23 protein-coding genes, 1 pseudogene and 1 riboswitch are annotated in these 24,870 nt (G+C 35.0%); of the genes and pseudogenes, 8 read left to right on the top strand and 16 right to left on the bottom strand.

The genetic code is table 11. The annotated features are described in order from the left end of the window. Positions 1–22: 22 nt before the first annotated feature. From NSS74_RS07815 to rraA, 3 genes are all read right to left on the bottom strand, one after another. The gene (locus tag NSS74_RS07815) at positions 23–844 is read right to left on the bottom strand and encodes a DUF4430 domain-containing protein (protein ID WP_002142503.1); all 822 of its coding nucleotides are present in this window, start codon (positions 842–844) and stop codon (positions 23–25) included. Positions 845–967: 123 nt separating this feature from the next. Beyond that, positions 968–2,800 (bottom strand): DUF4430 domain-containing protein, encoded by a 1,833-nt coding sequence (locus NSS74_RS07810; protein ID WP_340813351.1) that lies wholly within the window; start codon positions 2,798–2,800, stop codon positions 968–970. Between the two features lie 340 nt (positions 2,801–3,140). Beyond that, entirely contained in the window at positions 3,141–3,620 is a 480-nt protein-coding gene (rraA, locus tag NSS74_RS07805) for a ribonuclease E activity regulator RraA (protein WP_002142505.1), read from the bottom strand. A gap of 199 nt (positions 3,621–3,819) precedes the next feature. On the opposite strand from rraA, the gene NSS74_RS07800 reads away from it, so the two are divergent. Continuing rightward, the gene (locus NSS74_RS07800) at positions 3,820–5,250 is read left to right on the top strand and encodes a YfcC family protein (protein ID WP_340813348.1); all 1,431 of its coding nucleotides are present in this window, start codon (positions 3,820–3,822) and stop codon (positions 5,248–5,250) included. 142 nt (positions 5,251–5,392) lie between these two features. On the opposite strand, the gene NSS74_RS07795 is transcribed toward NSS74_RS07800, so the two are convergent. The 3 genes and pseudogenes from NSS74_RS07795 to NSS74_RS07785 form a co-directional block, all read right to left on the bottom strand. After that, positions 5,393–6,220: an endonuclease I family protein gene (locus tag NSS74_RS07795; protein ID WP_002033283.1), complete on the bottom strand. Its 828-nt coding sequence runs from the start codon at positions 6,218–6,220 to the stop codon at positions 5,393–5,395. A gap of 475 nt (positions 6,221–6,695) precedes the next feature. Next, complete coding sequence (locus NSS74_RS07790) at positions 6,696–7,577, bottom strand: 5'-methylthioadenosine/S-adenosylhomocysteine nucleosidase (protein WP_002142507.1); 882 nt, start codon at positions 7,575–7,577, stop codon at positions 6,696–6,698. Between the two features lie 177 nt (positions 7,578–7,754). Further along, positions 7,755–7,858: riboswitch (purine riboswitch) on the bottom strand. Positions 7,859–8,057: 199 nt separating this feature from the next. Beyond that, positions 8,058–8,773, bottom strand: a pseudogene (locus tag NSS74_RS07785) (helix-turn-helix domain-containing protein); the annotation flags it as partial. A gap of 980 nt (positions 8,774–9,753) precedes the next feature. Here NSS74_RS07785 and NSS74_RS07775 point away from each other — a divergent pair. Then, entirely contained in the window at positions 9,754–10,050 is a 297-nt protein-coding gene (locus NSS74_RS07775; RefSeq protein WP_002135468.1) for a transposase, read from the top strand. 8 nt (positions 10,051–10,058) lie between these two features. Then, positions 10,059–10,940 (top strand): IS3 family transposase, encoded by an 882-nt coding sequence (locus NSS74_RS07770; RefSeq protein WP_002140633.1) that lies wholly within the window; start codon positions 10,059–10,061, stop codon positions 10,938–10,940. Between the two features lie 321 nt (positions 10,941–11,261). Here the strand turns inward: NSS74_RS07770 and ybaK are convergent, their stop codons facing one another. Next, positions 11,262–11,738 (bottom strand): Cys-tRNA(Pro) deacylase, encoded by a 477-nt coding sequence (ybaK, locus tag NSS74_RS07765; RefSeq protein WP_002142510.1) that lies wholly within the window; start codon positions 11,736–11,738, stop codon positions 11,262–11,264. Positions 11,739–12,080: 342 nt separating this feature from the next. Between ybaK and NSS74_RS07760 the strand changes: the two genes are divergently transcribed. After that, the gene (locus NSS74_RS07760) at positions 12,081–13,376 is read left to right on the top strand and encodes a histidine--tRNA ligase (RefSeq protein ID WP_002142511.1); all 1,296 of its coding nucleotides are present in this window, start codon (positions 12,081–12,083) and stop codon (positions 13,374–13,376) included. A 159-nt stretch (positions 13,377–13,535) separates the two neighbouring features. Here the strand turns inward: NSS74_RS07760 and NSS74_RS07755 are convergent, their stop codons facing one another. Continuing rightward, entirely contained in the window at positions 13,536–13,817 is a 282-nt protein-coding gene (locus tag NSS74_RS07755; protein ID WP_002013967.1) for a DUF1292 domain-containing protein, read from the bottom strand. A gap of 363 nt (positions 13,818–14,180) precedes the next feature. Next, positions 14,181–15,233 carry a pyruvate kinase gene (locus tag NSS74_RS07750; RefSeq protein ID WP_002142512.1) on the bottom strand — a complete coding sequence of 351 codons (1,053 nt, stop codon included), beginning with the start codon at positions 15,231–15,233 and terminating at the stop codon, positions 14,181–14,183. 253 nt (positions 15,234–15,486) lie between these two features. Here NSS74_RS07750 and NSS74_RS07745 point away from each other — a divergent pair, with 253 nt between their 5' ends. Further along, positions 15,487–17,160 (top strand): alkaline phosphatase, encoded by a 1,674-nt coding sequence (locus NSS74_RS07745; RefSeq protein ID WP_002142513.1) that lies wholly within the window; start codon positions 15,487–15,489, stop codon positions 17,158–17,160. An 85-nt stretch (positions 17,161–17,245) separates the two neighbouring features. Here NSS74_RS07745 and NSS74_RS07740 read toward each other — a convergent pair whose 3' ends face one another. Next, a complete protein-coding gene (locus tag NSS74_RS07740) occupies positions 17,246–17,926 on the bottom strand; it encodes an NAD(P)H-dependent oxidoreductase (protein WP_002142515.1) in 681 nt (226 codons plus the stop codon). Between the two features lie 127 nt (positions 17,927–18,053). On the opposite strand from NSS74_RS07740, the gene NSS74_RS07735 reads away from it, so the two are divergent. Beyond that, complete coding sequence (locus NSS74_RS07735; protein WP_002013973.1) at positions 18,054–18,428, top strand: winged helix-turn-helix transcriptional regulator; 375 nt, start codon at positions 18,054–18,056, stop codon at positions 18,426–18,428. A gap of 372 nt (positions 18,429–18,800) precedes the next feature. On the opposite strand, the gene NSS74_RS07730 is transcribed toward NSS74_RS07735, so the two are convergent. The 6 genes from NSS74_RS07730 to NSS74_RS07705 form a co-directional block, all read right to left on the bottom strand. After that, the gene (locus NSS74_RS07730; protein ID WP_002033270.1) at positions 18,801–18,953 is read right to left on the bottom strand and encodes a hypothetical protein; all 153 of its coding nucleotides are present in this window, start codon (positions 18,951–18,953) and stop codon (positions 18,801–18,803) included. Between the two features lie 375 nt (positions 18,954–19,328). Continuing rightward, a complete protein-coding gene (locus NSS74_RS07725) occupies positions 19,329–20,054 on the bottom strand; it encodes a hypothetical protein (protein WP_002033268.1) in 726 nt (241 codons plus the stop codon). A gap of 336 nt (positions 20,055–20,390) precedes the next feature. Further along, positions 20,391–21,149, bottom strand: a complete 759-nt coding sequence (locus tag NSS74_RS07720; protein ID WP_002013978.1) for an SDR family oxidoreductase — start codon at positions 21,147–21,149, stop codon at positions 20,391–20,393. 56 nt (positions 21,150–21,205) lie between these two features. Beyond that, positions 21,206–22,870 (bottom strand): putative ABC transporter permease subunit, encoded by a 1,665-nt coding sequence (locus tag NSS74_RS07715; RefSeq protein WP_002142516.1) that lies wholly within the window; start codon positions 22,868–22,870, stop codon positions 21,206–21,208. Then, positions 22,863–23,588, bottom strand: a complete 726-nt coding sequence (locus tag NSS74_RS07710) for an ABC transporter ATP-binding protein (RefSeq protein ID WP_002033261.1) — start codon at positions 23,586–23,588, stop codon at positions 22,863–22,865. The genes NSS74_RS07715 and NSS74_RS07710 overlap by 8 nt, the downstream gene beginning before the upstream one ends. A gap of 88 nt (positions 23,589–23,676) precedes the next feature. Then, positions 23,677–23,871 carry a hypothetical protein gene (locus NSS74_RS07705; RefSeq protein ID WP_002142517.1) on the bottom strand — a complete coding sequence of 65 codons (195 nt, stop codon included), beginning with the start codon at positions 23,869–23,871 and terminating at the stop codon, positions 23,677–23,679. A gap of 333 nt (positions 23,872–24,204) precedes the next feature. Between NSS74_RS07705 and NSS74_RS07700 the strand changes: the two genes are divergently transcribed. Next, complete coding sequence (locus tag NSS74_RS07700) at positions 24,205–24,564, top strand: DUF3796 domain-containing protein (RefSeq protein WP_002033294.1); 360 nt, start codon at positions 24,205–24,207, stop codon at positions 24,562–24,564. Beyond that, positions 24,552–24,752 carry a helix-turn-helix transcriptional regulator gene (locus NSS74_RS07695; RefSeq protein WP_002084410.1) on the top strand — a complete coding sequence of 67 codons (201 nt, stop codon included), beginning with the start codon at positions 24,552–24,554 and terminating at the stop codon, positions 24,750–24,752. The genes NSS74_RS07700 and NSS74_RS07695 overlap by 13 nt, the downstream gene beginning before the upstream one ends. The last annotated feature ends 118 nt before the right edge of the window (positions 24,753–24,870 follow it).

The raw sequence follows: 24,870 nt of genomic DNA, 5'->3' as shown, positions 1-24,870 counted from the left end.
GTCCTTTACCGAAGATCCTTTCCTATTTTAATACAAACACCCACTCGATTGTATCGCCTGGTTTTACTTTAACTACACCAGCACTATAGTTTGGAAAAGCACCGTTCACACGATATTTCCAGCCACTAGTAGCAGTAATATCTTTCTCGTATAAATCATTAATACCTTTTACATAAATATCACCTTTAGAGCCCATTGCATCAACCTCTAGTCCTGTACTCTGTAGCACACTGTAAACTGTGTCGCCTTCTTGTACATCAACCTTTTTCGCACCTAATAAGTATCCTTCATTTCCTTTTACGGAGATAGTGACTTGTTTCGATTGCGGTTTCGGTACTGGTACTGGTTTTGGTGGTTCAGGAGTTGGTACTACCGGAGTCGGTATCGTTTTCTCCTCTTTATTCGGATCTTCCTTTTGCTCCTGCTTTGGTGTTTCTTTTGGCTGATTAACAACCTTTGCTTCTTCTTTTACTTCTGGTGCTTTCGGCTGCTGTGGTTTCTCTTCTTGTACTTTTTGTTGCTCTGGTTGTTTATTTGCAGCAGGCTGTTCCTTTGGTTTCTCTTCTTTCTTTACTTCAGGTTGTTCCTGCGCTTTTTCTTCTTTCGGTTTCTCTTCTACTTTTTGTTCTTGTTTATCTTTCTGCTCTTCTTGTGGTTTTTGTTCCGGTTCAGCTTGCTTCTCTTCCGGTTTCGGTACATCTTTTTGTTCTTCCTGTTTCGCTACTTCTTTTTGCTCTTCTTGCTTCGGTTCTGCCTTCTTCTCAGGTTTTACAGCCGTTTCTTCACATCCGGCTAATAATCCCAATGAAAGAACTAAAGAAATGAACCATTTCATCTTACTCATGCTGTCCCTCACCTTTCATATTAAAGTGAAACTTTAATGAGTGGAGATTTTGTTCATCCCCACTCATTATTAGCCCTCACTTTTATAATAAAATTAGGAGCAAATGATTGCTCCTAATTTTTGTTAAGCTGCTTTACGTCTCCATAATACATATGCAGAAGCGATACATAATACACCCATACCTACTTGTGTAGCTGCACTATGAGAAGATGCTCCTGTTTGTGGTAATTGATTCTTATTCTTGTTTGTTTCTTTATTAACTCGTTCGTTATCTACAACAACTTTTAGATTTTCATCTTTTGGTTGTTTTTGTAACTCTTCTTGTTGTTTCGGCTGTTCTACAACTTCTTTTTCTTCTACAGTTGTCTCTGGCTCTACAATTGGTTTCGTATCAATTTCATTCTCTACTACATTTGACCAATCATAAATCGATTTTCCAAGATCTTTAAACTGAAGTAACGCTAAAAATGCTTGCTCTGTAGCCATTCCGCTACCTTTTTGATCACTTGGTAACCATTTAAACTCACCATTTGGAAGCTGGTATGACATTAAATTTTGTACTGCTTTATTAAGACGATCGTGATCTACATCTTTAACTAGCGATAGTCCAATAATTGCTTGTGCAGTACTATTAGAATTCTCTTGTCCATTAGCGGTAAAACCACCATTTCCTAGCTGCTGTTTGTATAAATAATCAACAGCTTTTTGAATAGCTGGCTTTACATCTGCTTGATCTTGATAAGGAGCTAATGCTGCTAATACCATACTTGTTACATCAACGTTACTAGCACTTTCTTTACTACTTGAACTATCATATGTCCAGCCACCGTCTGTATGCTGCGCTTGTAAAAGTGCTTGTACTAAAGCAGCTCGATTCCATTTTGCTTCGGCCGGAATCTCATATTTCTTTGTATCTAATGCAAGTAATGTAAATGCGTATCCTGTAACGGAATTCACTTTATCTGATTCAAATAAATTTTGTACTAAATTTTGTCCCTCTACCTTTGTAGGATCAACATTCATTGCATTCATCATAATAATCGTTCTAGCTAAATCTGTTGCTGAAAAACGATTTAAACGCTTCTTAACCTTTTCAGCTACTGGCTTAACATAGTTTATTTTCGTTTCAAGCGGAACATTTACACCTGAACGAGCAAGTCCAATCGCAACCCAATCACTACCAATTCCATCTTGTAACATCTTTTCTGATGTTTTAGAAATCGCTTCGTTTAATTGTGCTGCTGGAATTTCAACTTTCTCTTCCTTTGGTTGTTCTGTTACTTTATCTTCTGGTTTACCATCTGGTTTACCATCTGGTTTTTCTGTTTTCGGTTCCTCTGGTTTACCATCTGGCTTTTCTGTTTTCAGTTCTTCTGGTTTACCATCTGGCTTTTCTGTTTTCGGTTCTTCTGGCTTACCATCTGGCTTTTCTGTTTTCGGTTCTTCTGGTTTACCATCTGGCTTTTCTGTTTTCGGTTCCTCTGGTTTTGGCTCTTCTACAGTTTTACAAGTGCCAAATTTATCTAACGTTTGTTGCAACGTTTGTTGACTCATATTGCTCCAGTCTGCAACGTAACGAAATGCAACAACATCCCCAGACTCTAATTTATAACTATCCGCCCCAACTTCTGCAGATTTATCATTTACATCATACAACCAACCGCTCGTTGCTCCGGCCATTAATCCATCGATGCCCTTTATATACGTTCCAAATGACATACTTTCAGATGTTACTTTGTCACCCATAACTTTTTGTAGCAAACTAAAAGCTGTTTCTCCATCTTCAATGGAAACTTCTTTCGGACATAACATAATTCCTTTTTGTGATTCACCAATAATTGCAAGTTTCGCTGTCTTTCCTTCAGCAAACGTAATATGTACTGTATTCGCAAAAGAAACAAATACAAGTGCCACTGCCATTAATGATGTAAGCAGCCATTTCTTTAACATTGCCATCCCAAAATTCCCTCCCTTTACTAACATTCACACAAAAAAAGACCCTTTAAGGGTATGCGGTTGACACTCTCTTTTTGTAAGTGTCGAACAAAAATGTACAACACCTCCTACCCGCATTATTCGCGGCTATATTTGTATAGGAAAAATAATTTCGTTTATGAACGCACCATTGTGATAACATTCACTTTTCTAGGCACAACTTACTTCCATTTAAGTTATCGTAAAACGATAAACCTATACATTCTGTTAATTTTAAATTTCTGTATTATTTTACTATTGACAAAGAATTTTGTCCATGCTTTATCGGATTTATTTTCTAAGAATAGTAACTTACTAACCTTTAACGATGCAAACTCTTTTCACTAATAATGACGCCATCTTCATCCGCATACACATATTCATTTGGCTTCCATTCTACTTGTCCAAATTGCAATGAAATACCACGCTCTCCTTTTCCTTCTTTTATACTTCTATTTGGCATCGTCCCTAACGCTAAAATACCAATATCTATATTCTTTAGTTCACTAGAATCACGAACATATCCATTCACAATAATCCCCGCTAGCTTTCTTTCCTCCGCAATAGCTGCCAAATTATCACCAAGTAACGCACAATTCGTAGACGCTCCGCCATCAACAACTAATACCGTTCCTTCTGGTAATGTTTGCAATCCTTCCTTCACTAGTACATTATCATCCTTCACTTTTACCGTTGCGATTTTCCCATAGAATTGTTTTTTCTTCCCGAAAGACCGAAAAGACTGGCGACATATTTGTAATTCCTTTTTAAATTCATCACATAGATCCGTAGTTTTCCACATCTCTTTCCCTCTTTTCTTTTCCTTTTATATTACATATTCTTGGATTTTTTTCGTTTCCCTGTCTAATGCTGCAAGAATTTGTATGTGCAGAAAAAGGATAGAAAAACTATTGCCTTAAGAAGCCACCTTTATTATAATCTATTTCACAGATAAATTTCAGAATATTAAAAATTAACCAGGTGAAAAAGGAGGGGGTTTTATGCAATTACAGACCGAGGTAAAAAAACAGCCGAGTAAACGAAAGTTTAAAATGCCTGACGCGTACGTACTACTATTTTTTATTGCTTTACTTTGTGCAATAGCTACATATTTCGTTCCTGCTGGAGAATTTAAAAGAGTCACAAACGGTACTGTTACAACGACAATACCAGGAAGTTATCATTCTGTTCCACAATCGCCGGTAGGGTTTGTTTCTTTTTTTACCGCTATTGAAAAAGGAATGACACTTGCTGCTCCTATCATCTTCTTAATTTTATTTACAGGTGGAGCCATTGCAATTCTTGAAAAAACAGGTGCTCTTGACGGTTTAATCTATCATGTAATTAACAAATTTCGGAATCAGCAATTACTTTTCATTTGCATTGTCGCCGCACTCTTTTCTATTCTCGGAACGACTGGTATTATCGTGAACTCAGTTATCGGCTTTATCCCCATCGGCATCATCGTTGCACGCACATTAAAATGGGACGCTATCGTCGGCGTAGCAATTATTTATTTAGGCACTTATGCTGGTTTTAATGCTACTATTTTATCTCCCTCACCTTTAGGCATTTCACAAAAAATCGCAGAACTCCCGATGTTTTCAGGAATTGGTTTACGTACGGCAATTTATATCTCTTTTTTAATTGCTACCGTTTTGTATATTAATTGGTATGTAAAACGCTTAAAAAAATCGAATAAAGGAAGCATACTCGGAGATAACTGGTTTCTAAGTAATGCTCTTTCAAGTGAGAAAGAAACAGAGAAAACAGAAGTTCCTTGGACAATACGTCATAAATTAATTTTACTCGTTTCAGCTTTATCATTAATTGCATTTTTAATAGGCGCTTTTCGTCTACATTGGACGGACGCAGAAATGACCGCTACTTTTATATTCATAGCAATTACAGCGGGAATAATAGGTGGTATGAAAGCAAACGATATCGCTTCTACTTTTCTAGCAGGCTGCCAAAATCTCATATACGGTGCTTTGATCGTCGGAATGGCTCGTTGTATTTCAGTCATTTTAGAACAAGGCAAATTACTTGATACAATCGTTAATCAACTCGCACAGTCTCTCGAAGGACATAGCCCTGTATTTGGCGTTCTCGGCATGTATGTAAGTAGTGCCGCATTACATTTCCTCATTTCATCCGGGACAGGAGAATCTGTTATTTTCATTCCGATATTAGCTCCATTAGCCGATTTCATGCATATTACACGCCAAGTTACAGTACAGGCTGTTATGCTTGGAGAAGGTGTAGTGAACTGCCTCAATCCAACTTCCGGTGTTTTAATGGGCGTTCTCGCAGCGAGCGGCATTTCTTATGGAAAATGGATTCGCTTCATGGCTCCACTTGCATTCATTTGGTTTATCATTGGACTTATTTTTCTTATTGTTGGCGTGAATATTGAGTGGGGACCGTATTAAAAGAATCATATTATACTTAACTTAATAAAATATCTATTCTATTCTCCAATCCTATAAAAATCACTTATTCTAGTATAGATATAAACAGGGATTGATCATAGTGATCAATCCCTTCTCTCAAAGCAAAATACCTTTAAATATTTTAATTCCAAATTTTATTTACCCATTCAGGATGATCAATAAAAGGATTGCGATTATGTTGATATTTCGTAAAAATCACTTCATTACGCTTTCGCTCTAAATCATCGACAGGGTCTTGTTCATTCCATTTTAGTAAAACGGATAGTTTACCCATGTATGGATCTTTATTGTTATTCACCTTTTCATTTAATTCTAAGTCTATTTCGCCGTTGTCTCCTTCATAACGAACAGCCATGTAAAATAGCATTCTAGCGATATCTCCTTTTACACTATCACGAGGTTCCCAAGAATCACTATCGTACTTACATTCTGTCGCTTCTGAATGATTCACACCACCATTATCAAAATCCAGATTTCCACGTGAGCTATTTACAGATACATCCGTCGCTCTTAAATGATGCAAATCTGTTCCAGCTCCTGCAGTCGTTCCAAAATCACCGTGTGATTTTGCCCAAACATGCTCTCGGTTCCAATTATCAACTCCTGAACCATTCGTAAGTTTCCCTTGCGAACGCCCAGTATATAAGAGTAGCACATTGTTTTTATTATTTGGATCTTCATCAGTATCTCTTAGTGCTTCCCAAACCGCACTGTATGATAACTTTGTATGATCATCAATAATATTATGAAGTTCCTTCTTTAATTCTAAACCCATTTTTCCTATTGCATTATTATAATATGTATCGTCATAGCTTTTTACAATAATCTCTTGTGGTGATGCAGAAGCTACTTCACCGTGTATGATATCTGTGAATGATAGAGATGCAGTACCTAAAATAAAAAATGAAGATAGTGTAACCATAGCAAGCCTTGTATTTCTAAACTTCATATACCCATTTCCCCTTTAAAATATAATTTGAAGCTATTAACTAAAAAATGCTTTCTAGCCCCCAAAAACTTTTAGAAAGCCATACCCATCCTTTTCTTTTTATTTAATACAAAACTCTATTGAGTCTGTATTATTTCCACGCTTTTTGTTTATCTACTTTTCACAAGGAATATCCTTCTCTAGTAAAGATTATTAAAATATTCTTTACAATTAAAAAGTAGTTTAATGTTAACTTATAAATTTCAATTTTTTTATGCAATTATGCATATTTGATAAATCGTTCGACTTTTCTTTTTTCTATAACTGTCTTTATTTTTTGGTGTAAAACCCTTCTTCCTCTGTAGAATAAGTACAAAAATAGATTGGATACCATGTAAGGCACCAATCTATTTTAATTAAAGAAACTTTGGTAATTCTGAGTTCACAACACATTGTGAAGTAATGATAACATTTTTATATTGAGACAGAACTACTACTATTTATTTGGTATCGAATCTATATACTTTTTAACTACTTCATATACATATTCTTGATTTGCCGCCGCTGTATTTGGATTGTATTTTCCGCCGTTTGTTTTATTGTTAGATAATACTCGAATCCCTAAAAATGGTACGTCATAAGCTTTTGCGATTTGCGCTGCTGCTGCACCTTCCATTTCTTCTACAGATGTACCGTATTTTGTATGGAACCATTTAATTCTATCAACTTCATTATTCCAAACGTCTGCTGAACCTATAGTACCTTCGACCACTTTACCTTTTGTATATTTATCTTTCACTGCATTAGCTGCTGCAAGTAAATCCTTATCTCCCTCGTAGTATCGGATTTTCTCAGCATTTGGATCTTCTCCTGCACTCCCTTCAGAAGCCATCAGGTCCATAGATATCCATTTTTCCGGTTCAATTCCTTGGTTCTCATTCATATTTGTTGTTTTTAGTGAACCTATATTCGCGACTTGTTTTCCTAACACAATATCAAATACGTTTAAATTAGGATCATGTCCACCTGATGTTCCTTGGTTAATAATCGCTATAGGCTTATATTTTTCAATAGCCACTGCTGTAGCGGCTGCTGTATTTTCCATTCCTTTACCTGTTTTCGCAACGATTACAGGATAATTGTCTACAGTTCCTTTATAAAATACGAAACTCCCAGATTTTTCTTCTTTCACATTTTTTAACCTTTTTGCAAATTTTTCAGCTTCTATTGGCATTGGGCCTTGAATTAAGATAGGGTTTTGAGTGCTTTTTGCCTCTGCTGTTTGTTTTGGACTAGCATTACATCCTGCAAGTATTGAGAATGATAATGCGATAGTAGTTGCTAGGGCACCATATTTTTTTAACAGATTTTTCTTCATAAATAATCTCTCCTCTTTCTCTTGTTGTTTTCTATACTCGATGTTTTGGTCCAAAGAAAAAAGCTCTAGAAATTGTAGAAAAATCTCTACTTTCTAGAACTACGGTAGTCAAAGTTAATTAAGCAAAAGATGAGGCCAATGCTAAATTATAGAACGGTAGCGGCTCAATACAGAAAGCGACCGAATACTTTAACCCGTAGTCCAGTTCTTTCATTGGGAACTAGGTAGAAACGCTCGGACCATATTACCGAGTATATACGAGTGATGTTATTTAAAATTATTATATTGGTAATATAACAAACTTTTAGTGTATACGCAATCTAAAAGTGAACATTTTTAATAAAAATAATAAAAATGTTCGTTTTTACAACTTAAATAGTTAGAATTTATCATTCCTAAATGGATAACGACGCTAAAAAACTCACAACCCATATACTAAACTAGATTAACCTACAACAACCGATCTTTTACAGACAATTACTCTACCTTTTCAGCGTTTGAGGCATGTACTACTACATAATTCGGTATTGTCGCAACGAGTTGTATTAAATGTTGATACATACTAATTTGCATCATTTCATTCGCCTTTTCAGCATTTCCAAACATTTGATACGCCTGCGCAATTAGATCTTCCTCTGGAAAGTTAGGACGTATCGTTTCGCCAAGTAATTGAAGCACCTCATTTGGTCTATTGAGTATAAGATAGCAAGTTGCTTTAAACGATACCGCCTCTTTCACAAGAGAAACATCTACACTTTCTCCCTGCACTCGGCTAAAGAGATACATTGCCTCTTCTAAAATTTCAATTCTTCTATCCATATCCTCTGTTAACATGTGGTGATTAATAAAAAGTAGCCCCATTTGAATTAATAATGGAAAACAAGAATAATATTTTTTTGTCACTTCCCTGCACTCCATCATTACTTCATCAAACGGTTCTTCACTAAAAGCTTCCGCTAGTCTATGATATAATTTTTTAATATCTTCTGCAGTGTATAACAAATTAATTCATCTATACTTATGTTAAAGTACGATGCTAACAGTGGCACAAATGTAATATCCGGATAACTCTGCCCAGTCTCCCATTTGGAAACAGATGCTTTCGTAATACCGATATACGCCGCTAACTCTTCCTGTGTAATTCCTTTTTCTTTTCTCTTATCCGCAATGATTTTATGAATATGAATTTCTCTCACTGTATCACCTCATACTTTTATTATATGTACTTTATTTCACACAAAATATAGATTTTAAGTCGACTTTCGTTAACAAAATCAACTGTTAGGAAACATCTCTCTAAAATAAAAGAAGCTCCAAATTTTATTATATTTAGGTCATAGATATTAAACTTAATAAAATCAAAGGCAGGAACATATTTGATATGTTCCTGCCTTTGATTTGTGGGGTACCGATACATAGCCATCTAGCTAAGATTTTGAAGTGCTTCAAAATCAAAAATTTCATCTCACCACAGTTTTCTATGAGAATCTAGTGAACAGCTTATTTACATAATTTTCGTTAGCGGAAGTCAAAATGTTACGTTACAATGATTACAATAGGGGGCAAAATTTCCTCTCCTAATTTTCCTACCGCATTTTGGACAAGTTACCACTCGACTTTCACTTGTTTGAAGTTCTATCTTACTTATTGCTATTACTCGTAAGGCAGCCATCCCTCCTATTAGAAGAAGCGTAATGAGCATTTCCATTTTTCTTGTTCTCCTTTCTTTTCATTACAGTTACCTCTAATTATTTTCTAAGAGGTTTTGTGATTTTACATTTTTCCGATGCTTACGCAGATGTAACGAACCCATCAATAAATTGCTTAGACTTAATGCTATGAGTACCCATGTAATTGCTTTTCTTATACCTTCTACATATTGTCCATACGCAACTTATCCAGAAGCCACGGCTAGCATGAAACATGAAATACTCATCCATAAATGATTGACCTGTCTTTTCATGATGAAATCTCTACCTTTTTTCCTTATTGTACCATTTCGAAAAAGTGATGTGCGGTGTTTTTTGGATTGTATATTCCATACAAGTATAGTTAACATAACGTCCTATTATCGGTAGCAAGGAAAAAGAAGAACCCTGCTCTCTGATATGATCCCCTTATAGTAGACAGGAAAAAGAAAGCACATTAACCTGTTTACTATGGAGGGGATTTTTTCATGGGAAAAATTAGAGTCACTTACGATGTAGAATTTAAGAAACAAGCTATAGATTTATACTTAAAAGAAGGCATGAGCTATAAAACCATTGCGAAAGAATTAGGTATTCATCACTCGGTTGTAAGTCGTTGGGTGAAACACTTTGAAGCTGAAGGAATCAAAGGACTAGAAGAAAAACGCGGTAAAGCGAAAGGACCAGGTTTAGGTAGACCAAGGGTTAGACCCGAAGATCCTGAAGCTAAGATCAGACGATTAGAAGCGGAAAATGAAATGTTAAAAAAGCTCTTAGGGATGTAAAAGGAGGAATGAAAGTCGTATCCAAAATAAAAAAATTCGAAGTCATCCATGAAATGACAAAAACAGGTTATACAGTGACCATTCTATGCGATATTGCTGGTGTAACCAGAAGTGGATACTACAAATGGCTAAAACGGCATACGACGCCTTCTAAAAAACAATCAGAGGATATCGAAATTAAGAAAAAGATATTGGAGTGTCATAAAAAATTAAGAGGAATTTATGGATATAGAAGAATACAAGTGTGGCTGAAAGCCACATATAACCTTCATTTGAACCATAAGCACATCCAAAGATTGATGAGTGAACTAGGTATCAAAGCCGTAATTAGGAAAAAACGACCTTATTACGGAAAAAAAGAAGCTTATGTGATTTCAGAGAACCATCTAAATAGGGAGTTTCAGGCTTCAAAACCGAATGAGAAATGGGTAACCGATATTACCTATTTGATTTTCAATGGACAGCGCTTGTACTTATCCGCTATTAAGGATTTATACAATAATGAAATTGTTGCCTATGAAACCAGTCGTAGAAACGACTTAAAGCTTGTGTTAGATACGCTTAAAAAGGCAAAGAAAAAACGAAATGTGAAGGGAATCCTCTTACATAGTGATCAAGGATCCCAGTATACATCTCGTCAATATAATCAATTACTTAAAAAATATCAGATGAAGGCAAGTATGTCTCGAAGAGGCAACTGTTGGGATAATGCTTGTATGGAAAACTTCTTCAGTCACTTTAAGGCAGAGTGTTTTCATTTATACTCCTTCCGTAAAGCGAATGAGGTCAAACTTGCCGTGCGTAAATATATGCACTTTTATAATCATCAAAGATTTCAAAAGAAATTAAATAACCTGAGTCCATATAAATATAGAACTCAGGTTGCTTAGTTGCGCTTTTTAAATACTGTCTACTTGACAGGGGTCACTGCACTCACAAGGGAACCTTCTTTTTTAGTTCTATGAATCTATACATTTTTTTATACATTCCTATCCTGGCACGGTTTTAGGGTTCTTGTTTGTTACTGGATTAGCCAAACAAATGATTAAAATTACACACCCATATTATACTGATTAAACTAAAAATTCAATCTCTTTTCATTTCATTCATTATGTAAATAAAAAAGGATAATCCGCCCTCATAATGGACTAATTATCCTATAAATCTTTATCTAAATTTAATAAAATTAGAACTTCTTTTCCTATGTATACTTATTTCGTTATTTCACCAAACTGCGCTCTCGTCACTTTCGCCAAGTCATCAACTTTAAGCTCAATTTGTACTCCAATTTTCCCGCCACTTACAATGATCGTTTCAAGCGATTGAGCACTCGCATCAATACATGTAGAAAATAACTTCTTCATTCCTACTGGTGAACAACCGCCGCGAATATACCCTGAAACTTTCGTAATATCTTTAACAGGAATCATTTCTATCTTCTTTTCACCGACCGCCTTTGCGGCTGCTTTTAAATTTAGTTCCTCATCTACTGGGATAATGAACACATGATAATCCTTACTATTCCCTTGAGCGACAAGTGTTTTATATACTTCTCTCACTTCTCTACCAATTTTCCCAGCAACTGATACGCCATCAATTTTCCCATCGTCCGGATCATATGACATCATCGAATATTCAATTTTTTCTTTATCTAATATTCGCATCGCATTTGTTTTATCTTTTTTCATAGTGTTCTCCTTAAAAAGTTATTTCATATTATTAAGTTTTCTTTTATTATACACTCTTTTCAATTTCTCCTACATAACTTCACGTATTCTTCAAAACTGAAAATATTGATATTTCCAAATTCATCTGATATAATTTGAAAAAACTTATGTTAAGGAGAGATTTTTAATGCGAACTTTTAATACTTCTTTCCAACTTCATCATCATACGTAACGCCGTGTATCCGAAGAAAAATTTTTCTTCGTGGGTACAGGGCTTTTCCTGTTGACCCACGAAGCGTTCATAAAGCTATGTGGGTATTTTTATACCCGCATAGCTTTTTTTAATTTAAAAGAGGAGTGATTATGGTGGAAATGAAAAATGTAAAAGGGACAAAAGACTATTTACCAGAGGAACAAGTACTACGAAATAAAATTAAAAGAGCTTGTGAAGATACGTTTGAACGTTATGGCTGTAAACCGTTAGAGACACCAACGTTAAATATGTATGAGCTTATGTCTTACAAGTACGGTGGTGGCGATGAAATTTTAAAAGAAATATATACACTTAAGGATCAAGGAAAACGCGATCTTGCCTTACGTTATGATTTAACAATTCCATTCGCAAAAGTCGTGGCGATGAATCCGAACATCCGCCTACCCTTTAAACGCTATGAAATTGGGAAAGTATTTCGAGATGGGCCAATTAAACAAGGCAGATTCCGTGAGTTCATTCAATGTGACGTTGATATAGTCGGTGTAGAATCAGTCATGGCGGAAGCTGAACTCATGAGCATGGCGTTTGAGCTGTTCCGAACGTTAAACTTAGAAGTAACGATCCAATATAATAACCGAAAATTGTTAAACGGTATTCTCCAGTCTATTAACATCCCTACTGAACTAACGAGTGACGTAATTTTATCATTGGATAAAATCGAAAAGATTGGGATTGATGGTGTACGAAAAGATGTATTGGAGCGCGGGATTACTGTAGAAATGGCCGATACAATATGTAATACTGTTTTATCTTGCCTAAAGCTCCCTATAGCCGACTTTAAAGACACTTTCAATAATACACTTGTCGCCGATGGAGTAGAGGAACTACAACAACTACAGCAATACTTACTCGCTCTCGGAATAAATGAAAATACGATATTCAATCCGTTTTTAGCAAGAGGACTCACAATGTATACAGGCACTGTGTATGAAATCTTTCTAAAAAATGGCACGATTACATCTAGCATCGGTAGCGGCGGTCGATACGATAATATTATCGGAGCATTCCGTGGTGATAATATGAACTATCCAACAGTCGGTATTTCATTCGGATTAGATGTCATTTATACAGCTCTATCACAGAAAACAACAACATCATCTACAGCAGATCTTTTTATCATTCCACTCGGGACAGAATTACAATGTTTACAAATCGCCCAGCAATTGCGTTCTACTACTTCCTTAAAAATCGAACTTGAACTAGCTGGACGTAAATTGAAACGTGCCCTTAATTATGCAAATAAAGAAAATATCCCGTATGTGCTAATAATTGGTGAAGAGGAACTATCTACAGAAACAGTTGTATTGCGTAATATGAAGGAAGGTACTGAAGTGAAGATTCCCCTCTCTTCCTTGGAAAATAACACATTTAATAACTATATATAATAAGCGCCACCCTCATTTGGGTGGTTTTTCTAGTGCATAAATAAAGAGTCATTCAGTTTACATAATATAATTATTGATTTCTATAAATGTAATTTTCAACCATATACAAAAAAAGAGGGCAGATATGCATCTCCCTCTTTTTTCTAACTCTTTTTATTATTATTCTTGTTCTTGCTCGTCCATAATCTTCTCGAACGCCGCAGATACTTTTTCAAATTCCTCGTCATTCTCTATGTATGAGAATTCATTATCTTCTTCTACTTTTAAAAAGAAGATATCAATGTCTTCCTCAGTTTCTGTTTGAATGTCTTCTACAAAGGCAACCGCAATATATTCTGCACCTTCGACATCCATCGCTCCAAGCACTTCAACTTCCTGTTCTTCATTATTCTCATCGGTAAGACTAAAAATTTCGCCTACTTCAATTGCTTCCATATTCATTCTCCTCCTATCATACTCTAAAAAATAAAATGTTCAAATTGCACACTTACTAACATATCTTTCCATAAAAAAGTTGAATTCATACAGAAAGAACGACAAATTCTTGCTGATTCAGCAAAAGTATTCAACTATAAGGATATCATTTATGAATAGGAATGAACATATTTTAAATGAGATAATTGGATTAATTAATTTAAAATCCTTCTTTAGATTTCCGAAAGACCTCCATGTTCCATAATGATTCTTTCATATAGGCAGCTGGAATGCCACCTTTCAATCTGTAAGTAAATACTAAAATGGCACCTCATACCCTAATTCGTTTCCGTACGTTTTTAGGATGAGAGATAAATCCTTCTATATAAACTAAAGAGACTTATGCAGCAATTCCAATACATCTTTCATCGCAAAAGGACCGTCTTTTTTTACATGCTCAGCGAATTCCGAAACGAGACGTAACGTTTTCACACTTTCGATTGGATGATCTCCTGACGCACTTTCAGCAGAAAGCATAACAGCATTCGTCCCGTCCAGTACAGCTTGAAATACATCTGTCACCTCAGCTCTTGTAGGAATAGAATGATCTACCATAGATTGAAGCATTTGTGTCGCTGTAATGACATATGTATTCGTTCGATTGCACTCACGAATCATCATTTTTTGTAACAGTGGAATAAATTGATACGGCAATTCCACACCTAAATCTCCCCTTGCGATCATAATGCCATCCGCTTCTTTGCATATGTCTTGAAAATTCTCAATTGCTTCCATCGTTTCTATTTTTGCAATTAAATTAGGAGATGTTTCTTTATGTTCATGTATAAAACTTCGTATTTTCTTTATATGACTAGGTTTTCGAACGAAAGAACACGCAATAAAATCAACTTCCTCTTCTAGAAGAAATTGAATATCTTTTTTATCTTTCTCCGTAATAGCTGGCAAACTAACAATTGTACCTGGTAAGTTCACCCCTTTATGAGAGGAAATATTGCCACCTGTTTTTATTCTTGTTTCTATTTTTTCCGAACTTATCTTTTCAACGATTAACTCAACTTCTCCATCATTAATAAGAATTCTACTTCCAACTTTCACGTCATTCGCGATCCCTACATAATCAACACTTGCTTCTTCTTTATTCCCTTGAACTGGATTGGTATGTAAAGTAAATAACTCCCCTGCTTCAAGTGTAATTTGTTCCTCTTTCATTTCACCCAATCTTATTTTAGGACCTTGTACATCCCCTAGAATTTTAATAGAATCGTCTAACGATTTTACTAAACGAATGATGTCTTTATGACTTTCATGCGTACCATGTGATAAATTTAACCGAACAATTTTCATACCATTGTTTATTAACTGCGCTAACGTTTCTTCATTATTACTCGCTGGCCCAATTGTACAAACTCGATCAATTGTCATGTCCCCACCATCCTTTTTTAAATGTTTCCCATAAAATAAAGAGAAGATTCTTTTTATAGGAAAGACCATGTAACTAAGGGTGCAAAGAAGTTTTATATGAGGAGAATATTTTGCTGAAGAAGTAGCTTAAATTTAACTTTTCGACTCCATAGTTATTGTTAGTTTCGTTGCAATGGGGTACTACTAATAATAAATCTTGTTTACATACGAACGTTAGATTTGGATATCGAAAACGACCTATGGAGGAACCACAATGACTACTCTTCGAAAAAAAATAATGGGACTAACATTAGCGGGAACGATAGCACTATTTACATTAGCAACAGGAATCATAATGAACGATAACGAGGTAAAAGCTGAGGTAAAAAAAGCAGGAAAGCAACCTAAAAATGTGATTTTCATGGTTATAGATGGGACAAGTTCTTCTGCTACAACATTAGCCCGCTGGTATAAAGGTTCACCTCTTGCACTAGATCAAATTGTATCCGGAGGTGTTCGTACGTATTCCGCAGAATCAGCTATTACGGACTCTGCACCAGCAGCCACAGCTTTAGCGACAGGAAATAAATCAAATTCAGGCTACGTGGGCGTATTACCTTCTGTTGTGAATTCACCTGGCTTAGAACCAGTGAAAGAAGAATGCAAGTTTCGTCCAGTTGCCAACGTATTAGAAGGCGCAAAACGTTCCGGCCGCGCGACAGGAATCATTGCTACATCAGAAATTCAACATGCTACTCCTGCTAGTTTCTCTGCCCACCACGTTAACCGTAAAGATTTCGAAGTACTTGGTGAACAGCAAGTTTATCAAAATATAGAAGTTGTATTAGGTGGTGGAAAAGCAGCACTTCAGCCTACGACAAGCAACGGAATTCGTAAAGACAACGAAGATTTAGTAAAAGTGATTCAAGACAAAGGGTATGACTTTGTCGAAACAAAAGATGCGTTATTAAACTCCAAATCAAAGAAAATCTGGGGTTCTTTCTCTAATACTGCCCTTGCGTTCGATATGGATCGTATAATAACCAATCCTAAGCAGCCAACTCTTTCCCAGATGACGAGAAAAGCAATTCAAACATTATCAAAAGATAAAGATGGTTTCTTCTTATTTGTAGAAGGTAGTAAGGCAGATTGGGCAGCACATGCAAATGACCCAATCGGGATGATTAGCGATGTATTGGCATTTGATGATGCAGTTACAGAAGCATTAGAATTTGCGAAGAAAGACGGTAACACTATGGTCATTGCATTAGCGGATCATGGTAATAGCGGTATTTCCATTGGCAACAGCAATACCACAAAAGGATATGATACCACACCAGTATCAGCTTACATTGCCCCACTGAAAAAGGCGAAAATGACACTTGAAGGTGCTACAAATAAACTAAAAGATGATTTATCTAATATAAAAGAGATCGCTGCACTTTACGGTTTAGACGACCTAACTGATAATGAAAAAGAGCTGTTAAAAGCTGCACAAAAGAAAACTGATGTAGGTCCAATCTTTACTAAATTATTGGCCAACCGTGCGAACATCGGTTTTACAACTGGTGGTCATACGGGTGAAGATGTATTCTTATACTCTTACGGTCCTCAAAAGCCATACGGTTTAGTCCAAAATACAGACATTGCGAAAATAATGGCTAAAGCAATGGGCTTTCAATTAGAAGAATTAACTAAGAAATTATTCTTAGATGCTGAAACATCCTTTAAACAAATTGGTGCAACTGTAACGATTGACAAAAAAGATGTACGAAACCCGGTGCTTGTAGTAAAACGCAATAATACGGAGGCCAAATTGTTTGTTAATAAAAACATTATCTATATTGGTGGGAAAGATTATGAATTAGGAGGCATCGTTGTAGAAAGCAACGGGAAATTCTATGTACCTGAAAAGGCAATTCAACTATTCACAAAGCATTCTCGCTAAATTTAAAAACAGACATAAAAAAAACGCTATCCTTTCTATAGAAAGGGTAGCGTTTTTTTCGTTATATGGATACAAATTTATCTTATTAAATCCATTCAACAATAGTATCCATAGTTTGTCTTGTTTTATTAAATTTTGGTTCTCCTTTACGGTATCCAAATGCAACCATAACTGATACCTCAAGATTATCATCTTTTAAAATTCCTTCTTGACGAAGTAAAGAATCTACTTTTTCTTTATCGAATCCTTCCATTGGACAAGAATCAATACCGATTTGAGCTGCACTAGTCATCATATTAGCTAAAGCAATATAAGATTGCTTCGATGACCAATCAAATACAGCACGTTCGTAGTCTAACAATTTAAAATCCGATTCTTGGAATTTTTTGAAGAATTCATATCTCATCTGTTGGGCTTCTTCAGGCAATCCAATAATATCTTTCATCATGTGCTGAATATACTCTGCATCATAGTGCATATCTTTGATGTTTCTTGAAAGAACAATGACAAAATGACTTGCTGTTGAAAGTTGCCCACCTGCTCCCCATGAATATGGTAATAGTTTTTCTCTTAATTCTTTATTTTGTACCACAATAAATTTCCAAGGCTCATATCCAAAAGAAGAAGGAGATAATCTTCCTGTTTCTAAAATAAATTTAAAATCATCTTCTGAAATTTTCTTCATAGGATCAAATTCTTTACATGCATGTCTAAAGTTAAAAGCCTCAATAATTTTTTGTTTTGTATTTTGTTTTGTGTTAGTCATAAAAGATCCCCTTTTCATTAAATTATTATTTAACCAAATTATATTTTTAAAATAACAATGATACAAGTACGCACATTTATGTGCTATAGTATCAAAAAAGATACTATTGTTAAGGGAGAGTCTTTTTATGATTAGTTCAAAAGAAGATGATGTAAATTATCCATTTTTAAATAAATATTCTTGTCCAGTAGAAGCTATGGTCGAGGTTATTGGCGGAAAATGGAAAGGTGTTATTCTTTATCATTTATTAGATGGTAAGAAACGATTTAATGAATTAAAAAGATTAAAACCTAATATCACCCAAAGAATGTTAACACTTCAACTTAGAGAACTTGAAGCAGATGGCATCGTACATCGGGAGGTATATCGTGAAGTGCCCCCTAAAGTAGAATATTCGTTAACTGAACTTGGCGAGTCATTACGTCCAATTATCCTTTTAATGATGGAATGGGCGACTAATAATATGGAGCAGGTTTTGGAAAGTAGAAATAACACTAAATAGTATTTAAAACCTGTAATTAGCCATTACAAACAACTCAAAAAAGATTGCCTCTTAGTATACAGGCGATCTTTTTTTGAGTAAAAGGATTATTTGGGTCAGATTCTGGAAAAGTGTTAATATTCTTCATAAAGGAGGTCTACTGATGAAAAATTTATGGAAGAAAGTTTCTTTAATTGCTTTCATAGTAATTGTCCTTTTAATAATTTTATATTTTTGTGGTATGTCACTTTTCTGGAACCAACCCTAAATTACATTTAAAAATAAGCCCTCCTCGAATAAAATTCAATATTCCGTCAATACTATACATGACATTAGATTTTCTCCTTGTTCCCCCTTGGAGAGTCGGGCAGCTAGCTTTTGTTAGCTGCTTTTTTATTTTCGAATCATTGCCGTCATTACTACTGGTAGTCCATTTGTTCCGTATTTCATAATTTGAGCAATTGATTGTAACTGCTGAATGCCTTCTTCTTCATTATGTTCTCCCTGAACAATTGCTGACGAACAATATAATGGTTGAACAGCCACTGTATGGAGACTCTTCCGCTAAATAAAATTGTGCGACCATTGGAAGTTCTTCTCGTTTACATATTTCTAGGATTTTCTGCGATACTGGTGCAATTTCTTCATCATAAACTTCCTCTTTATCGTATATCTCAATTCATTCTCCTTTTCTACAAAATGAAATTTTTGTAGAAAATAATGAACTTTAAAAACTACTAAATTGCAAATATAAATACAAGGGAGCGTTTTATATGACTTCCTATCAAAAAATATCTTTAATAGTTATCACTCTTTTTTATCATTGTGATGTTCCTTTCAAATGAAGTCTTTATTTCTTAACACCCAACGAGAATGTACAACAAACTAAAAAGGCCTACTCACACGAGTAGGCTTTTGAAACTATGAAAGCTTCGTTAATAATTGATTTAAATCTTTTTTCGTTTTTGTCGTTAATGACTTCATTTTATTAATATCAATCTTTTCTTTCTCCGCTCCTACAATTAACGGATACATACTTTGGCCAATTGTTTTATATTCAGTCGGATGTGATGCTTCTAACTCTTTTTCAATGACATCCCACTTCTCATTAATTTGTTTTCCAAGTTTATTAACTGATTCTAATTTAGGATTTGCAGCTAATTGCTTGTCCAAGCTTTCAATTAATGTAACGACTTCTTTTACATTTGTTTTCACAGCGACGTTTTTCTTCGGATCTTTCGTTGTTTTTCCGTTATTGTTTGTACTTGTACTTTGATCTGTTGTTTTTCCGTTGTTGTTTGTACTTGTACTTTGATCTGTTGTTTTCCCGCTAGTAGTTTGATCATTCGTTTTTCCTGTCGTTTCTTTTTCTTTTGTTGTTTTGCCGTTACTTTCTGTTCCTGATGATTCCTTTGTATTTTTTGCATCCTTATCTGTTTTTTCATTCGAAGAAGTATTTGTGTCTTTTTCAGTATCTTTCGTTGTTTTTGACGCTTCATCTGCACTTGTCGTTTTCGATTGCTCTTCATTTTGTGCAGTTGCCTGATCCTTCTTCGCTGCATCTTTATCTGTGGAGGTACTACAAGCTGCCATTGTAAGCATTGTACCAATTGCTACTGATGCGATAGCGACCTTTTTCATTTTCATAAAAATCCCCCTATGTTTACAATTTTATCCTTCTCTTTACGATTCTATTTCCCCTTAAAAAATCCCTTTTCATACGAATCACCATCTTTCCGACAGTAATCTTCATAATAATACGTACAAAAAACGATAAATTCATTTTAATATTCGAGTTTTTTCTACTACATTTTCCTCCTCTGTAGCAAAAGAAAAAGAGTATGTTGTCACATGAAGATTTACAATCTACAAATGACAACATACTCCCCTATCAATTTTTTATCTTTCTTGACATTTTATTTATACAAAAAACAAAATAATTACTAATTTTTTTATTTCTCAACACTTGTTAACATAATATTTTTATGAATAACCACCATTCGAATGAATAACTTGCCCAGTAACCCACTTCGCTTCTTCACTTACTAAAAAAGCAATTAAGCGTGCCGCATCCACCGGTTCTCCAACTCTTCCTTGCGGGAATTTCCATACTAAATGATGCTGTAATTCCTCTGTAATCCATCCTGTATTCGTTGGTCCTGGATCAACAGCATTGACTGTAATCCCCTTCTCCATAGCAACTGGTGCAACTGACTTTGTAAATGCTTCTATTGCTCCTTTCGTTGCTACGTATGCTAGTTCATCTGGCATCGGGCCTAATGACTGCCCAGAAGTAAGATTTATAATACTTCCACTCGTTTTAAGTGAAAAATGTTTAATAAATAATGAACTTAATAGCATAGGAGCACGAACATTAACCGTATAATGTTTATCTAGCTGTTCTACATCTAACTCTTCAATTTTCGTAGGAGTAGAATACGCCGCATTATTAATAAGAATAGATGGATCCCCTAAACGTTCTGATACCATATACAATACACGATTAGGCGAATAAGACTGCGATAAGTTGATTTCTGCCATTTCACATCGAACGCCGTAACTTTCAATTTCCTTTTTCAACAAAAAGGGCTCTTGATCATTCATTCCCCATGGCATCGCTTTATCATACCGAGGCCAGTACGTGAAAAAAATGTCTATCCCATTTTGAGCAAGCACCTTGCATACAGCTGCACCAATTCCATTCAGACGAGTTGCCCCTGTTACAATTGCTATTTTCTTCACTTTTTCTCCTCCATCTATGGATAAATCCCCTGCACGAATACAGAGGATATACCTTTTTAATTAATATTTGACAATATACGCTCAGCGCCTAATTTTAAAATTTTAATAAAGATATAATTTACAATCGTAAACATTACAAATAAAACGATAAACATAATCCAAAGTCCTACTTGAAGGAAGAAGTATAATACACTTACACCCGCTACAATAACTAAAGCTATTAAAATATTAGCTAAAAAATTCCACAAAGTTGTATATCGACTTTTAAATAATTTCTGTTCTGTATCCCAATGAATATCTGCAGTTTGTGCATCCCAGCGTGTACCGATTAAATTAATTAACAATAAACCGTTCGCACTTAGTAAGAACCAAAGTATCATGAAGACTGGCGAAATACCTGCTACAACTCCCATTGTAATACCGAATACTCCTAAAATGACTACATTAATTAACCAGGCCGTTATCGCTTTCGCAAAAAAGATATCCGAAGCCTTTACTGGTAAGTAGCGATTAACAAACCAAGAGCTTCCATCTCGTGAGAATGACGTTGTTGCAATAACGTTACTCCCCATTAAAAATAAGGATGCACAAAGGCCAACACCAATTGTGAAACCTGCTGATTCTGGATTATCAATATATTCCGTAATCCATTTTAAATTTCCATCTTGTACAAACAAAACAAAGAACAGCATAATTGGCATAACAAAAGTTTGCACAATACAATTTAAGAAAAATTGTGGCGTGCGGAATAACGTTTTAAATTCTTTTTTCACATACGCTTTTAAATGTGAACTTTGTACTGTTGATTTCTGTAAGCCTTCTGCTGAAATTACCTCTTTTTTTGCTGTACTCGTTGAAAGTCCAATAACCCCTTTTAAATATGTACGCTCTGCAATGTAATAAAACAAACCGAAAAATGCGATAGAAATAAGAATGTATATTAGTACGTATAATATTCCCTTCCACGATGCATTTTCTACTAATCCCATTGCACCAAAATATGTAGTCGGAAAATAATTTGTCATTTGTATGAAAAGGGAGGATTGATTATTTGTAAGATAATTCGCAACTGAATCTCCAGCTCCAGATACTGCACTTTTATTTCTCCATTGCATAAATACATTGATTCCGACGATAAATAGTATACTTACGACTCCAATAAATATACTTCCTCGATCTTTATTTTTCGCTATATTCGTATACCTCATAATAATTGTCATAATTAACGAAGCTAAAACTAGCGGAATGATCGGGAAGAATAAGTAAATGACAATCATATAAATGTAATATGTAATGAAAGCACCACTCTTTAAACCGTAAGTAATAAAGATAGGCAATAAAATAAACGAGCTCATTACGTATTGTGTAATTAACACTGTAAAGAACTTTGCCGAAATAATTTGCGCTGGTTTTAACGGTAACGGTAGCAACATTTCAACATCATTACTATAGTAAAACACTGTTAAAATGTTCATAATACTCATCAAAAATACCCATATACTAGCAACTGCTAATCCCATCGCAATAACAATTCCTGGATCCTGTCCGAGGTGTATCATTCCTTCATATATTCCATGGGTCATCGAACCAAATATTAAAAAACCTACAAATAAAATGGCTGCAAATGAAAATAAATACGCCCATCTTTTCTTTTTATCTGTTATGAAATCTGCATAATTTAATTTCAATAATACTTTCGTTAACGTCAAAATTTTACTCATTGCCCGTCATCTCCAAGAACATTTTTTCAAGTGATTCATTGGATTCAAAATGATCTCTCATTTCATTTAAATTCCCTTTAAACTGAAGATTTCCCTTATTAATAATCGCGACGCGGTCACATATTTTTTCAGCTACTTCTAATACGTGTGTCGAGAAAAATACAATCTTCCCTTTATCTGCATGTTCTCTCATCATTTCTTTTAAAATATATGCAGATTTCGGATCAAGACCTGTTAACGGTTCATCTAAAATCCACACATCTGGTTCATGTACGAGCACACCGATAATAACAATCTTTTGTCTCATACCGTGTGAATAACTTTGAATTTGATCAGATAAAGCATTGTACAGATCAAACTTCTTCGCTAATGACTCTATTCGTTCTTGTCTTACTTCCTTCGGTACTTCATACATATCAGCCATAAAGTTTAAATATTCAATCCCTTTTAATCGTAAAAACATATCCGGGCTATCTGGAACATAGCCAAATGTTTTCTTCGCTTCCATCGGATTTTTCATAATATCTTTACCGTTGATTGTAATGGTTCCTTTGTCCACCCCATGAATACCAGTAATCATCTTAATTGTCGTTGATTTACCCGCACCATTCGGTCCTAAAAACCCAAAGATTTCTCCGCTCGGTACAGATAAACTTAAATCTTTTACTGCATAGGTAGATCCATTATAACTTTTTGACACATTCAAAATTTCGATCATTACATCCAATCCTTTCCTTAATTACCAATTAACTATATTAATATTATAGCATACTTATATTTATAGATTTTTACATTTTTCAGTTTTTTTAACCTTTAAAATAAATATAAACTCCTAATCCAACAATTAAAACAACAGCTAGTATTATATAAATCATCGTAAGTCGTTTAATATTTCCTTTTGTCGCTTTACTATAATTCGCATCACCATTTCGCCCAATTAACACCGTTCCAATTACAGTAATAACTACAAGTAATATAACGATCATTATCCCAGTTAACATTTCGTCCTCCCCCTCCTTACATCCATTTTACGATATTTCCCTTTTTATTTTACAGAATATTTAACCTTTTTTACTATTATTATGAAATAAATCGCAAAACTATTATTACTATGAATTTCCATATGTGATATATTTATAACATATAGTGATTTATCCCGCATTAACTGGCAGTAAGACTCCCACCTCAAAATTCGGCTGGAGCAAAGAAGTTAGGTGGGAGCCCTGCTGCCCGTAAACGCCCGATTGGTGAAGGCTAATAATCAGTGGGGGATGAACACCCCCCACTGATTATTAGCCTTCACTTTATTTCTAACATCGAAAGGAGAATCTATCATGAAAACGACTTGGATAAAATATTTAGGATTTCTCGGTTTCTTTGGGTTTCTCGGATTTTTTTATGAAAAAGGATTGTTTACTATGTTCTGTTTCTTCTCCTTTTTCACGACGTATAGAAAAGTTCAACACGATGAACTATTTGAACAAATCGTCAATAAATCTTGCCGCAACGCCTTTATCGTTACGTTATTAACTACCGCTATCATTATCTTTATTGAAATGTTATTTCCGAATCCTACACTACAAGAGATTGATATTGCTCTTATTTTCAGCACACTCATTCTTACATTCGGATTCTCTACCTTCTTTTACGATAAACCAGTTGATGAAATGGAAGATGCACCATGGCGTTCGTAACGAAGATAAAAGAATACCGTGCCAAAGTACATATGACGCAGGAAGATTTAGCGAAAAAGGTTGGTGTACGTCGTGAAACGATTAGCCATCTCGAAAAAGGAAAGTATAACCCTTCCTTACAGCTTGCTCACGATATAGCGAGGGCACTACATAGTACGATTGATGAGGTTTTTATTTTTGAGGATTAATAAAGGGCACCAAGTTTAATATATAATACTGAATCGTGAGCGGAAAACATATCAACAAAACCACAGCCTAGATGCATAGTGCTCTCCTTTCAAATTTGATAGGTTCTTCTCTTATCTA

The organism is Bacillus sp. FSL E2-8868 (assembly GCF_038005505.1).
Lineage (GTDB): Bacteria > Bacillota > Bacilli > Bacillales > Bacillaceae_G > Bacillus_A > Bacillus_A mycoides.
This window is presented reverse-complemented; position numbering and strand designations above follow the sequence as displayed.